Here is a 13,568-nt window from a genome sequence, read left to right on the forward strand (position 1 = left end):
CCCCCCGCCAGCGGCGCGGAGCCCCATCCAGCATGTCTACCCCCACAAACAACATGGCGTGAGTCATTAGGGATTCACGGGAGAGCAGGCGTTCTTCCTTGTCCATCCCAAAATCCACTCCGTAAACCGCGCCATAGTCATAGAGATTCTTATCCCACAGCGACAGTTCCCTATCTGCTTGCTGCTCGGTGTCACAACCGAACCACACCGGTTTTCCGGCCTGCAATACCGTGGCCGCACAATCTTTCATCACCTGGATGGGGACGTTCAAGTAACGCACCGGGGCAGCACCCAGCACATTGCCCAGGCGATCCACGGTATAGGTCTTTCCGTACGGGTTAGCTTCCCGCGGATCATTCACCAAGCATACATAGTTGCGCAGGTCATTGACGATATATTTATCGGCGAACTCTTGGGGAGTAACCTCCCCTAGACGCTCGAACTTGTTGTCTTTATCGTTATATTGCCAAACAAACTTTTCCGGCGGGGTTCCCAAATGGATATTCAAAATCCGGTGCACCCCACTGAGTAAACGTGCCTTTACCTCCCCGACAGTTTCGGGATTATTGTGCGCGGCTTTCCGCACCGCGAGGGCGCCCTCCCGCAAGTAACGCTCCAAGATACGATCCATTTTCCGCGAATTAGAGGAGGATTCAGTTTCCGGCATTGCCCACTGGGGCACTACCCCGTATTTATCCACCAGCGCCACAAACATATTCCACTGGCCACCGTCCCCAATCGGGTCAGACAGCAGGTGAGCCACTGTACGGTCATCCAGGTCGCGATCGGCCAGCTCAATTTGAGATTCTAGGAAGTAGTTCGCTTTTTCTAGTTTGTCCCAATAGAACAGGTAGGTCTGGGAGAATTCGAAGTTCTCTACGTTTAACCGCTTGATCATGGATGAACGCAGCAGGTTTAGACCGGCGAATAGCCAGCAGCGTCCCGATTTCTTTTGGTTAGCCACCGGCCATGCATCTAGCTTGTGGGACATGGAACGGTCAGCGAACGCAACTACCTGGTGATTTTGTGCCACTTTATCAATATCGGTGCTGGTTACAGCATTTTGCATTAGCTTGCCGTGTAGATCCGCGCCAAATTCATTGCGCATTTCCGCTAGCATTTCTGGGGTTAGCTTTGCTTCCCGTTCGCTCACTGTTCCTCCTACATTCGGGCGCTATGCGCCATTTTCTAGGGTGAAAACCATTTAGATAGCTACCAAAATGCTGCCCTAAACCCCGGTTTCACCTTTTTCTTTCTTAGTTCCAAAATAGCCCATCGATCTCACTTAGTTAATTTAGGGCGCTTAACGCTGTGAGACCCACGTGGCTCCACTGGGTTGGACTTAAACATTTTGCGACGAGGATGCATACCGGTATTTCCGACGGCTATCTGGGTTGCGGGGTATTCTTTTTTAAACCTCTATTGGTTTTCCTCTAGGCCTGCGAGCAGTTCCTCTACCTGTTTAATCCAGATCCGTCCGGAAATATCGGAGGGCATCCGCAGGTCAGAGCGGGGACTAAGACCAAATCCAGCAGTTATTCCCGGTCCGCCAGGCACGCAAGTCCGCTTAAACTGGGAAGTAAAGAAGCGGCGCAATAACTCGCGCAGCCAGCGCAAAATAGTTTCCAGACCATATTGGTGACGATCTGATTCCGGCAGATCTGCCGGCCAAACCCCGTTATCTTTATCTCGCCAGGCTTGCCAAGCCAGATAAGCAATATCGCGGGGTTCGCGCCCTAAAAGCAGGTGGTAGAGGAAGAACTCGTGTAGCTCGTAGGGGCCAATAGTGTCCTGGGTGGATTGGAGTTTTTCTCCGCCTCCCGGTATCAGTTCCGGGGAAATTTCTTGCGCCAAAATATCTTGCAGGACTCTAGTGCACGCATCGCCGAACCGGTTTTCCCGGCAAGCCCAGCGGATCATAGTTTGCAACATAGTTTTCGGGATCCCGGGATTAACTGAATAATGCGACATATGGTCGCCCACCCCATAGGTGCACCACCCGAGAGCCGCCTCCGATAAATCTCCAGTACCAATCACCAGTCCACCCTGATGGTTAGCAATCCGGAACAGGTAATCGGTGCGCAGTCCGGCTTGCACGTTCTCGAAGGTCACGTCATATTGGGCGGCGCCGTCTGCGAAGGGATGCCCCATGTCGGCGAGCATTTGCCGGGCAGCGGGGCGAATATCGATTTCCTCGCATTTGATACCTAAGGATTCACACAACCTATATGCGTGAGATTTTGTTCCTTCCGAGGTGGCAAAACCGGGCAGGGTATAGGCCAAAATTTGGGATTTTTCGAGGCCGAGCCGAACGACAACTTCGCTGCATACCAAAAGTGCCTGGGTGGAATCCAGACCGCCCGATACCCCCAACACCATTTTGGGGTTCCCGACTGCCTGTAAACGTTTTTTTAACCCGTAAACTTGAATCTCGAACGCCTGTTGACATGCGAGGTCGATACCCTCTTGATCCGCTGGTAAGAATGGGAATCTCGCCGGAGAGGGACACAGCGCAACCTGCACATCCTGCGAAGTCGCGACATTAGAAACATTTGCCCATGGATCGAAAGGTACTGCCGCCCCGGCCGCTCCTACTCCCAGACGAATCTTCACTTCCCAGGTTTTTTCGATTTTCCCGGCTTGAGTATCTGCGAAACCGCTTTCGCGCCGCCTACGATTGGCGAGGGCGGTCAGATCAATATCGGCGAGGGCAATCTGGGTTTCGACGGGGAACAGCGCAGTTTCCGCTAATTTAGAGCCATCTTGGTAGATAAAGGTTCGTCCATCCCAAGCCGAATCGGAGGAGGATTCTCCATTGCCGGCTCCCGCGCTCACATAGGCGCAAATCCCGCGTCGCGAAGTAGCTCTTGCCATGAGTAACTGTTGTTCTCCGCCCTCTAAAGTAGCAGGATAGGCCGCAGGATTTACGATTACGCTTGCCCCTTGCAAGGCAAGAGACAGCGCCAGTGGACGCGCCGCCACGGCGTCGCAGCCAACTTCTGCCCCTACCGACAGGCCAGCCACGTCCTCGATATGAACAATCCCATTTCCGATGGGAGCCTCACTGGCTCCCGGAACCTGGGGTGCATACCAGCTCGCATCTGCAGGAAGGTGCGCGCCGGAAGTAAAATAGCGTTTTTCATAAGCGGCGCTAGAGGGGAAAACTTTCGGAGTTAGAGCAATAACTTTCCCCCGCGCCAAGAACACCGCGCAATCATAGATTTGTCTTGCTATCCGCAGCGGAGCGCCAACCACGATTAGCTCGGCGCAATCTGAAGTCGCCTTAGCTAGTATTTCTATCCCTTTTTCCACGCTTGCTAATAGACGCTCAGAAAACACCAGGTCATCAAGGGTGTATCCGGAGATGCACATCTCCGGAAATACTGCTACACAAGCACCTTGCCGGGCAGCTTGGCGAGCTGCTGCCGCGATTTCCGGTACGTTCCGATCCGGCTCGCCGGGATGGCTGGGAATAGTAATGGCCGCAACCCGGGCGAAACCGTGCTCATAGGGGCTAGAAAAAGTCATGTACATATTATTGCACTCACCCTCACTGGCATCTGTCTCCTAAATGTAATCAGCGTCTAATTAGAGGGCGTTGATTTAGTAAGCGTCGGGGTAAATGTGTAGAATCATTGAAGTCCAGCCCCGATAGCTCAGTGGATAGAGCGTTCGCCTCCGGAGCGAAAGGCCGCAGGTTCGAATCCTGTTCGGGGCACCAAATGTTTTCTGCGAAATTATTCCCCTATCTGCTAGTTACTGCCCCTACCTGCAACCTGGACAGGGTCTTAACTAGCTGACAGTCGGCAGTGAATTATCTTTCTCCATCAAGGACACGCCTGTTACCAAGGTCGGGCGGGGAAAGGTTTTATCCGAGTAGGCTAGGCACGCATTAACTGGTGTTTTCCCCTAGAGTGGAAGCAGCCCGGAAACTGCCCAACCCTACCCAGACAGGTGTCCCCTACAAGGAGCAGCAATGCGCAAGTTCGCTTTTTTGGATCTAGACGGAACCATAATTGACCATAACCAGGTGATTAGCTCGAAAGTAAAGGAAGCTATCACCACCGCCACTGCGAATGGACACAAAGTTTTTATCGCCACCGGCCGTTCCTATCCGGAGCTGTATCCCTCCCTATTCTCCCTACCCTTTTCCGGCCTGATAACCGCCAACGGAGCCTACGTAGAAGTTGGAGACCAGGTGTTAGCCAGTCATTCTATCGACCAGGACGGCATCACCGAGTGGACAGATTATTTTCGCCGCTCCGGCGCCACCTGGATTTGGCAAGGTAAAGACCACTTTCACCCCTCCGAAACCTTCCTGGATTTTTTCCGCCTCTCCGGCAAATCTGACCGTGCCACTACTGGGGATTGGTCTGCCTACCTTGAACAGATCACGCCTTACCTAGCCAGTGGAATCCCGACTTCTGCCGGAAAATGTATGTTCTACCTATCCCCGGAAGCGCCCTCTAGCTTTGAAGAAGCCTGCCGGCTATTCGGGGATCGCTACATGGTAATCCCCGGGTCAGTTTCCGTACCCGTAGGAGAAGTGGTGGAGCTGGGGATAAAAGGGGTTAATAAAGGTACCGCCATGCAGGAAGTCCTCCACCACTTTGGCGCAGATCCATCTCAGGCACTCGCGATCGGAGATTCCGCAAACGACTATGAGATGGTGCGGGAAGCAGGCATCGGGGTCTGCCTGGCAGGCGGGGCAGAAAAACTTAGCAACATTGCCAACTGGGTCGCTCCCCCGATTGAAGAGGACGCAGTGGCGGTCGCCTTTGAACGTTTCGGTTTATTAGATCCCGCTTAGGGATTAAAAGAACTTATATCCTTCCAGATCGGTAAAGGTGAATCCTTTCCCGGTAGAAACGTTTACGCAGGTAGCGTCGGTGCCTCCGAAAGTGCAGGCGTATTTACCTAGCTGAGTGTATTGACCTGTTCCCAGTGGCTGCAGATCAAAGCGTTTACCGCTGTTGTCTCTTTGACCAGATTTCACGTCTTGATACAGCGGTGTAGTGCCGTTTACACACCCACCAATACCAGAGGAACTATCCCACACTCCCAGCACAGACAGGCGAAGATCACCCTGTTTACACTTTCCGACGTTACCGGCAGCATCAAAATTGCTGGCGGTAGCACAAACCACGCCGCTGCCACTAGCGAGAGCACCCGAACCATCAGCTGCCAAGGGAACTAGTGGCGGTATGCCATCCTCAAGTTTTTCCGCAATGGTACAAACCACAATCCCGGATTGAGAGCGGAAAGTTACTCGCTTTTTGTCCCCTCCCAATTGTGCCGGAGTCACTGGTTGTGCCGCTAACACTTTTTTGACCTGCTCAGTTTGGGTAGTCGCAACCGGTTTAGGCTCGGGAGCCGCCACGGTTTCAGTGGTCTCTGCCTGAGATCCCAGCGGAACCGCCGATGGCACCTTTCCAGTACTAAGCCGCACTATCTGCCAACTAACTAAAGCAATTAAAACCAGGATTACCAGTCCATACAACAGCCACAGCGGGGAACGCCGAGAGGATGCTACTTGCGGAGAATTATCTTCTGCTTCACCAGAGCTTGCAGTGTTCAATGTTGAGGAAGCGGTTACCTCTGGGCTAGTTGGCGCTAATCCGCTAGGGGTAACTGCCTGAGGCTGCGCGGAAGTGAAGCTATTTTGCGGTGTCGGCAGGTTACTGGGCATTGTGCCATAAACCGAAGCGGGGGCATCATAGCCCACTGCTGCTGCCGGCAAGTCAGCACGGGGGCTCACCTGCTCTGAAGCAGGAGAGGGCGCGACCGGGTGCGGAATTGAGCCGGGATTTACTGGCGGATAGTTTTGAGCAGGCTGGGAAGGCTCTAGGGCAGGCTGGACGCTTTGATACGGAGGTACGGATGGGCGAGGGTCTCCTGCCCGAGCTGGGGGTACCCGCTGGTATCGGTTGGGATCCGGCTCTGTGGGTAGAGGAACCTGGGGAATCCCGCCCGCTGGAAGCGGGGGCCCGGCAGGTGGTTGTGGCTGTTGACTGGCTGAGCGGGGAGGGAAATAGCGGCCTTGCCCCACGTCAGAGGCGTGCGGATTTACCTGCGGCTCGCCCTCGCCGCGATAATCGTAACCGTGCGGATCACTCACGCTAGCCACTCCTCATTCACATCGGCGCTGCGTCCTTTGGACAGCAGATATTGGTTGAAATGCTGCGCCCATTCGCGATACTGATTGCGCTGGTAGTCTTGCAGTTGCCGCAAATCCATTTGGTCTAGTTGGGGATAGGCAGCGCAGAGTGCTCGCAAAACCGCGATTGTTTGCCGCACATCCACTAGGGCATCATGCAGGTTATCGTCCCCGCGCACCTGGTAAAACTCCGCGAGTGCCTCTAAGGTACGTTTCCCCTTCCGGTAGCGATCCAAAGCCCGATCTAGTACCAGGGGATCAATTATCGGCAAAAACTCTACCCGCTCGCGCATAGTGGGCAATCCCAAACGCGCCAGGTGGTTATCTAGCAGCGGCAGGTCAAAAGAGGCGTTATAAATGACCACCGGGATCTGCGCCTGGCCACAGGCTTGAAGCACTTGGGCGACTTCTTTCACCACCTGTTCTAAAGGTTGCCCATATTCGCGGGCATACTCGGTTGAAATCCCGTGCACTTGTTGAGCTGGTTCCGGGATAGGAACCCCGGGATCGGCAAGCCAGGTTTGTTCTCGGGTTTGTCCGTGCCGCCATTCCACGCAGGCAGCGGTAACTATACGATCACTGGCGGGCTTTACCCCTGTGGTTTCGGTATCGAAACCCATAAATGGTCCTTCACTCCAACCCACCAATTACTCCTCGCCTCGCGCGATACTTACTGCACCTGTTGTTCAAATAATACGTGGTTACTTAACTGCCGAATGATAATTGGGAGCTTCCGCAGTCATCTGCACATCGTGCGGATGCGATTCCCTCAGGCCAGCACCAGTAATCTTTACGAAACGACCACGCTTCTTCAGGGTGGAAATATCGTGAGAACCGGTATAGAACATGGATTGTCGTAGTCCCCCGATTAGCTGATAGAGCACCGCCGAGAGAGCCCCGGAGAACGGCACCTGCCCTTCGATTCCTTCGGGAACGATTTGGGCATCACTGGTTACTTCCGCCTGGAAATAGCGATCCTTGGAATAGGATTTGCGTCCGCGCGAACTCATTGCCCCCAGTGAACCCATGCCGCGGTAATGCTTATACTGTTTTCCATTTACGAACACCAGTTCACCTGGTGATTCTTCGCAGCCTGCGAGCAGGGAACCCAGCATCACGGTATCGGCTCCTGCCACCATGGCTTTGGCAATATCCCCGGAATACTGCAAACCACCATCGGCAATCAATGGCACATCGGCTTTCGAACAGGCCTGGGCAGCCAGGTTGATCGCCGTAATCTGCGGTACCCCTACCCCGGCAACTACGCGGGTGGTACAGATCGAACCGGGACCGACCCCGACTTTCACCGCATCTGCCCCGGCATCGATCAGTGCCTGCGCACCCTCGGCAGTAGCCACGTTGCCGCCAATAATGTCAATATCGGAGAAAGTGGGAGAGGCTTTAAGCTTTTTAATCATCTCCAGAGCGAGCTGGGCGCCCCCGTTGGCGGTATCGACTACCAGCACGTCCACTTCCGCTTCCGCCAGGGCTTCGGCGCGTTCCCAGGTATCTCCCCAATATCCGAGGGCGGCTCCTACCCTTAAGCGTCCCTCTTCGTCTTTAGTGGAGTTGGGGTACTGTTCAGTTTTCACGAAATCTTTTACGGTGATTAGGCCGGTCAGGCGGCCTTCATCATCGACTAACGGCAGTTTTTCAATCTTTTTTTCTGCTAGTAGCGCCCGAGCTTCCTCGCGGGGCATTCCTTTACGCCCAGTAGTCAGCGGCATCGGGGTCATAGCATCGCGAACCTTCACCGTGGCCCACTTGTCGGCGGGAATGAACCGCAGATCCCGGTTGGTGATAATTCCTTTGAGTTTGCGATCTTCATCCACTACCGGCAGTCCGGATACCCGGTAGTGTCCGCATTCTTTATCCAGTTCCAATAGAGTGGCATCCGGGCCGATAGTTACCGGATCGGTGATCATTCCGGATTCAGACCGTTTAACTTGGCGTACTTGCGCTGCCTGTTCGGCAATCGGCAGGTTGCGGTGGACGATTCCGATTCCTCCTTGGCGTGCAATCGCGATCGCCATATTAGCTTCGGTAACCGTATCCATGGCAGCAGAGATTACCGGGGTGTGTAAGGTAATCCGTTTGGTTAGCCTGCTGGAGGTGTCGACTTCGGAGGGAATAACATCGGTAGTTTCGGGAAGTAAGAGAACGTCGTCATAAGTTAGCCCTTCGAGGGCATCCAGGTGTTCGATAATCACCTTTTTAAGATTAGCGCGAAAAGCCCGGATCCCGCCACTTTCTTTCGGCTATTAACCCTAATTCCAGCACTTTTACCCTGAGGTGTGACTCGTTTTACCTTACAGTGGCAAGTTTTTAAGCCTGCTGCGCACCCCGAATGCTATTAACTCCACCTAGAGCATTGCGCCTGAAGCCGACTTTACTGTTCGCTGAGCGCTAACCCGCAAGCTTTACCCTATTGAGCTGCAGATTAATCTATTGTTTACATTTTATTCACCGCAGAATGGTCTATTTTTCAGAGAATCGTAAGATATCTCCTCCATACTGAGCGATAACTGACAGGGATAAAAAGGAGCATCGAATGAGCGACATCTCGCGCCTTCCAGGACCGGTGGCTGATTTATGGGAGTGGCAATATCAGGGGGCTTGCCGGAACCTAGACACTGAACAGTTTTTTCATCCCGAGGGTGAACGCGGAGGAACTCGTCGGCGGCGCGACGATGCCGCGAAGGCTATTTGCGCTCAGTGCCCGGTGATCAATGAATGCCGCGAGTATGCGTTGGCAGCGCATGAACCCTATGGAGTATGGGGCGGCCTTACCCAGGAGGAACGGCGCGAGTTGATTAGGCAAAGTCGCGAGGAAGCCCAGCGGCTTACCGCCTGATAAAGGTAGTAAGAATGAGGGTGACTGGATGTAGGGCTTTATTTCAAATTCAAAGTGTAATTGCAGGCAGAAAGAGCCACTTAATCCATTAAAATTATGCGCTCGTTGATTCTCTAACTAATAGCTGGTACCCCACTGTAACGTCAGACAACTGGGAATCTGGCGCATCAAACAGCATCCGCAAACCGCTAACTGCTTTACGACTTATAGTCGCAATATCAGCAGAAATTGTAGTAATCTGAGGGGTGCAGAAAGCAGCAAAGGGGATGTCATCCCACCCCGAAATCATGGTGTCTCTCGGCACTGCAAAACCGGCTTCCTGGCAAGCCCGTAGCGCTCCCAGAGCAAGTAAATCGTTCATACAAATAATGGCATCCGGCGGAGTACTCTTTTCAAGTTGACTTGAGACCGCCTGGTACCCGTTTCCCAGTGTCCATGGTGAAGCAGGAAGCTGCATCCATACATTTTCATTAATTCCACGCAAACTTGCAGTCTCTATAAACCCTTGTTTTCTAAGTTTTCCCGCTGAACGGGTCGCCATTGTGTCAGAATCACCAACGATCCAGAAAGACTTGGCGCCTCTTTCAAGAATGTGTTCCATCATCTGCCTAGCAGCGCCAATGTTATCGATAGAAAGATGTAGTAATCCAGCGTCGTGGATTCTTTCCCCTAGTAAAACTACCGGTATCCCTAGATCCAGTTCCAGCAGTTCCTGTCCAGAAAGTTCAATTGGGGAAATAATAAGCCCATCAACCGAACCTGTATAGAAATTCTCCAATGTTTGCCGCTCTACATTGGCACTTCCTTTAGTTTCCCGGACTATCAGAGTTAGCCCTAGCCGGTTAGCCTCCGTCTGGATAGCCTGCGCCAGCATTGAAAAATAAGGCCAGGTTATATCCGGAACCGCTAAGCCAATAAATTTAGTTCTGCCACTACGCAGCTGCCGTGCTGCATTATTTGGACGATATCCAACTTCTGCGATTGTCTTTAAAACTCGCTCACGTGTCTGGGGAGCGACATGTTGATAGTCTCGCACAACATTCGATACTGTCCGTTGCGAAACTCCTGCCTTCTTGGCTACATCCATCATATTGGGTCTTGGATTTTTTCTTTTAGTCACCAATTACCAACCTCTCCGGCTGCATGATTAACGAGTCCTATTTAAAGCGATGAGCCAGGCTTTTTCTCGCCTGGCTCATCGTCAATGCTAGTTAGTAAACCTTGCTACTTAAGCATACCTTCAATATCTGTTTGCAGGTTGTTAAGCGTGGAATCTACTGGCTCGTTATTCAGCCAAGTTGCTTCTATACCCTCTTGTATTTTATCGCCAATGGCAGGCCATTTTGCGAGGCGCGGTTGCATATGAGCATACTTGGTGGCGGTATCGAGATACTGCACACGGTGAGGCGCGTTCTTGTAAGCATCAGATGTTAGCGCCGTCTTTGTTGAAGCCATATGCCCAGTTGCTACTGACCAATCTCCAGTGTGCCCGTAAAGGAATTTAATAAATTCCAAAGCTGCCCGATACTTAACCGGATCATTATTAGCTTGAACCGGGATAGCCCAAGTGTGGGAGTTTGCCCAAGTGAATTTCTTAGAGAACAGCATAGGAGCATTAGTAGTCTCATAATGGAAGGGAACTTCCTTGGTATATTGATCTACTGCCCAAACCCCGTTGTACATAATCGCGGATTCACCCTTCATAAAAGCCTGCTGTGATGCATCATAATCATGAGTTGGAGTGGTATACCCTTTTTTGACTAGTTCATTCATGAAGTTCAAAGCAGTTTTCGATGCTTCTGAATTTACTTTAGCGGTCTTGGTCTTAGCATCAATAAACTCTTCGCCCTGTTGCCAAATCAAAGACATCCATAGACGCCCTCCCATAGGATCCTTCGAAAGCGCAATGTCGATAAAGTTCTTTCCAGTCTTTGATTTAACGGTCTCTGCATCGGCAAGGAATTTCTCGGGGGATGTGGGCATCTCATATGTCCCATCGGGATTAGTCAGCCCGGCTTTTTCAAGAATATCCATATTAAGGTGAGAGATTATTGCGTGCGTGTCGAAAGGTACCGCATAGTTCTTACCCTCGTACCGGATAGCATCTTTAGCAGCATCTGTGGCGTCGGTCAGATCGATTCCTAAGCTATTGTCCAGTTCTAATAACAATCCCCGGGAGGCATAATCGGGAAGATTTGCTCCATGCATTACCGTTACGTCTGGGCGGTCTGTACTAGCTAAGGCGGCATTTAAACCATCATAGAAAGAATGCCAGGTAGCTCCACCTAGTCGTTTAATTTTAATTCCCCACTTATTTTCTGCCACAAACTTGTTTGTAAGAATCTGAATTGCTTCACATTCAGTGGTCGCCTTGGAAATATCTGTGACGTTTTTTGTTGTGTCATCGCAGTCACCAAAGAAACGAGCCAAATTAATCGTCGTTCCTTTAAGTTGATCATCGGTTACGGATTTTATCTTGGATGCAATATCTTTGGAGTTCGCAGCTCCTTTGCTCGCACTTCCTCCGCTCGCACCACAGCCAGTAAGGAGCAGAGCAGACGCAACCACTCCTACCGTTATCTTGTTAATCATCCTCATTGTGGATTCCTTTCCATTGTTCTTTTACTTTCCACCACTAGACATTGAGATTCCCCGAATCAGATATTTTTGCAAAAGCAGAAACACTATCAGGAGTGGAAGAGACCCTAAGACACCCCGAGCCATGAGCGACCCTAACTCTGTTGCTTGGGCAAAATTTCCCTGCATAGATGCCAATCCAGTTGTGATGGTGAACATCTCTGGCTTAGTTGCTGAAACAAGGGGCCATAAATAATCGTTCCAGCTTTGAACAAAAGTGAAGGTTGCCAAAGCAATCATAGACGGAACGGCCATCGGGAGCATCACGGAATAAAATACTTTCCATTGTGACGCTCCATCTACTCTCGCGGCCTCCTCCAACTCGTGTGGCACTTGGCTAAAGAATTGCGTCATAATAAACACCCCAAGCGGGAAAGCTACGCGCGGAATTATTAGCGCAGCGTAGGTATTATGCATATCCACATCCGCAAACATCATGAACAGTGGGATAAACATGGCTTCTTTGGGAACCATCATCCCGGCTAGCGTAAGGGCATAAATAAGTAAGCGCCCCGGAAACTGCAGTTTAGAAAAAGCATATCCTGCAGTTGCACATACGAACACCGTAAGCACAGTAGTAATCACAGTTACGATAGCCGAATTCATAAACCATTTCATCGTTAAACTGGTACTCAGCACATCAGCGTAGTTCTTCAAAGTCAGACCCTGAGGAAGAATATGCTGCGAGCTCACCTTCAACGCCTCGTTAGGCGTCAACGACAGGGAAAAAATCCAAACTAGTGGAAGTATCCACAGCAGGCAAAGAACAATCATCACCAGCTGGTACAAATTAAACGAACGCTTAGTACTTCTGAAAGCGGAACTGAATAGCTTTTTTTCCTTGACCACTTCAAACTGCCTTTCCTGCTGCTGAGGGAACACCGTCATTGCGCTTTCCTTTCGCGAGACATGAGGAATTGGATAAGGGAAACCAAAACCATAACTACAAAGAGGAATAGTGACATTGCGGATGCATAACCTAACTGCATATCCCGGAATCCCGTTTGATAGATATACCTAACTACAACGTCTGTGGTATTACCTGGGCCTCCACCCGTCATAATATTTACCTGACCGAAAATCTGGAAAGATGCAATAATCTGAGTAACCATGATTAGCAAGGACACATGACTCAGACCCGGCAGTGTTATATGGCGGAACTGTTGCCATTTACTGGCTCCATCTAATTGCGCCGCCTCATACAATACGGGGTCAATATCCTGAAGACCTGCCCCAAACAGAATCATATTGAACCCAACAGTCCACCAAACTGTGGTAACTATGATTGCACCCATAGCAAATCGCGGATCCGAGAGCCATGCAATCGGCTCTCTACCTAGTATCTCACTCAATCGTCCGACCAAACCACGTGAAGGATTAAGCAAATACCCCCAAATCAAAGTCGCTACCGATACCGGTAAAACATAGGGAAGGAATAGCGCCGCCCGATACAATCCGTTAGTTTTCCGTCTGGGATTATTAAGAAGCAAAGCGAACACCAATCCCAATCCAGCAATAATCGGCGTGGAAACAACCGTGAAAATCACCGTATTTTTAAAAGCATTCCAAAATCGAGGATCGTTCCATGAACCATGTTCTCCAGGATGGAATCCCATCAGGAGAACGATAAGGAGTAAAGAGACCGTCAACGCGATATCTCCGGCATTACGAGTTTTCCTCGTTCGCCAAGCCCAATAGATTGCAAAAGACAAGAGTAATAGCCTTACGAACCATTGAGCGTTCAAAGACCATTCAATGTTTTGCCCACCGAACATTTTCAAGTAGTTGTCTAGACCTAGCCAAACTGGCGCATTGCCCAGTAATTGCCAATCGTAGAAACTCATCAATATGGCCTGAATGACGGGATAGACGATAAAGGCCAGATAGAAAAGCAAGAACGGAACGACAAAGCTGAAATTA

11 protein-coding genes and 1 tRNA gene are annotated in these 13,568 nt (G+C 51.1%); 3 read left to right on the top strand and 9 right to left on the bottom strand.

Annotated elements, in window-relative coordinates; translation table 11 throughout:
- Positions 1-1,153, bottom strand: a 1,153-nt coding sequence (locus tag RDM26_RS07475) for a C1 family peptidase (protein WP_307738351.1), incomplete at its 3' end; no start/stop codon positions are given.
- Between the two features lie 266 nt (positions 1,154-1,419).
- Positions 1,420-3,528 (bottom strand): NAD(+) synthase, encoded by a 2,109-nt coding sequence (locus RDM26_RS07480; protein WP_307738352.1) that lies wholly within the window; start codon positions 3,526-3,528, stop codon positions 1,420-1,422.
- 117 nt (positions 3,529-3,645) lie between these two features.
- Between RDM26_RS07480 and RDM26_RS07485 the strand changes: the two genes are divergently transcribed.
- Positions 3,646-3,721 (top strand) — tRNA-Arg (locus tag RDM26_RS07485).
- 255 nt (positions 3,722-3,976) lie between these two features.
- Entirely contained in the window at positions 3,977-4,810 is an 834-nt protein-coding gene (locus RDM26_RS07490) for an HAD hydrolase family protein (protein WP_307738353.1), read from the top strand.
- Between the two features lie 3 nt (positions 4,811-4,813).
- On the opposite strand, the gene RDM26_RS07495 is transcribed toward RDM26_RS07490, so the two are convergent.
- The 3 genes from RDM26_RS07495 to guaB are packed head-to-tail and all read right to left on the bottom strand — an operon-like array spanning position 4,814 to position 8,367.
- Complete coding sequence (locus RDM26_RS07495; protein WP_307738354.1) at positions 4,814-6,118, bottom strand: hypothetical protein; 1,305 nt, start codon at positions 6,116-6,118, stop codon at positions 4,814-4,816.
- On the bottom strand, positions 6,115-6,801 hold the full coding sequence (locus RDM26_RS07500) for an exonuclease domain-containing protein (RefSeq protein WP_307738355.1): 687 nt from the start codon (positions 6,799-6,801) through the stop codon (positions 6,115-6,117). The genes RDM26_RS07495 and RDM26_RS07500 overlap by 4 nt, the downstream gene beginning before the upstream one ends.
- A 57-nt stretch (positions 6,802-6,858) precedes the next feature.
- Positions 6,859-8,367: an IMP dehydrogenase gene (gene guaB / locus RDM26_RS07505; RefSeq protein WP_374041832.1), complete on the bottom strand. Its 1,509-nt coding sequence runs from the start codon at positions 8,365-8,367 to the stop codon at positions 6,859-6,861.
- 341 nt (positions 8,368-8,708) lie between these two features.
- Here guaB and RDM26_RS07510 point away from each other — a divergent pair, with 341 nt between their 5' ends.
- Positions 8,709-9,011 (top strand): WhiB family transcriptional regulator, encoded by a 303-nt coding sequence (locus RDM26_RS07510; RefSeq protein WP_307738356.1) that lies wholly within the window; start codon positions 8,709-8,711, stop codon positions 9,009-9,011.
- A 94-nt stretch (positions 9,012-9,105) separates the two neighbouring features.
- On the opposite strand, the gene RDM26_RS07515 is transcribed toward RDM26_RS07510, so the two are convergent.
- The 4 genes from RDM26_RS07515 to RDM26_RS07530 form a co-directional block, all read right to left on the bottom strand.
- Positions 9,106-10,131: a substrate-binding domain-containing protein gene (locus RDM26_RS07515; RefSeq protein ID WP_307738357.1), complete on the bottom strand. Its 1,026-nt coding sequence runs from the start codon at positions 10,129-10,131 to the stop codon at positions 9,106-9,108.
- A gap of 104 nt (positions 10,132-10,235) precedes the next feature.
- Positions 10,236-11,609 carry an extracellular solute-binding protein gene (locus RDM26_RS07520; RefSeq protein WP_307738358.1) on the bottom strand — a complete coding sequence of 458 codons (1,374 nt, stop codon included), beginning with the start codon at positions 11,607-11,609 and terminating at the stop codon, positions 10,236-10,238.
- Positions 11,610-11,633: 24 nt separating this feature from the next.
- Complete coding sequence (locus RDM26_RS07525; protein ID WP_307738359.1) at positions 11,634-12,536, bottom strand: ABC transporter permease subunit; 903 nt, start codon at positions 12,534-12,536, stop codon at positions 11,634-11,636.
- On the bottom strand, positions 12,533-13,568 hold a 1,036-nt coding region (locus tag RDM26_RS07530; RefSeq protein WP_307738360.1), incomplete at its 5' end, for an ABC transporter permease subunit. The genes RDM26_RS07525 and RDM26_RS07530, both read right to left, overlap by 4 nt.

Source organism: uncultured Varibaculum sp., assembly GCF_902489465.1.
Classification (GTDB): domain Bacteria; phylum Actinomycetota; class Actinomycetes; order Actinomycetales; family Actinomycetaceae; genus Varibaculum.

Excerpts from the sequence above, each read along its gene's own strand:
- RDM26_RS07490 (WP_307738353.1), top strand. The coding sequence starts at position 3,977 with ATGCGCAAGTTCGCTTTTTTGGATCTAGACGGAACCATAATTGACCAT.
- RDM26_RS07525 (WP_307738359.1), bottom strand. The coding sequence starts at position 12,536 with ATGACGGTGTTCCCTCAGCAGCAGGAAAGGCAGTTTGAAGTGGTCAAG.
- RDM26_RS07520 (WP_307738358.1), bottom strand. The coding sequence starts at position 11,609 with ATGAGGATGATTAACAAGATAACGGTAGGAGTGGTTGCGTCTGCTCTG.
- RDM26_RS07510 (WP_307738356.1), top strand. The coding sequence starts at position 8,709 with ATGAGCGACATCTCGCGCCTTCCAGGACCGGTGGCTGATTTATGGGAG.
- RDM26_RS07480 (WP_307738352.1), bottom strand. The coding sequence starts at position 3,528 with ATGACTTTTTCTAGCCCCTATGAGCACGGTTTCGCCCGGGTTGCGGCC.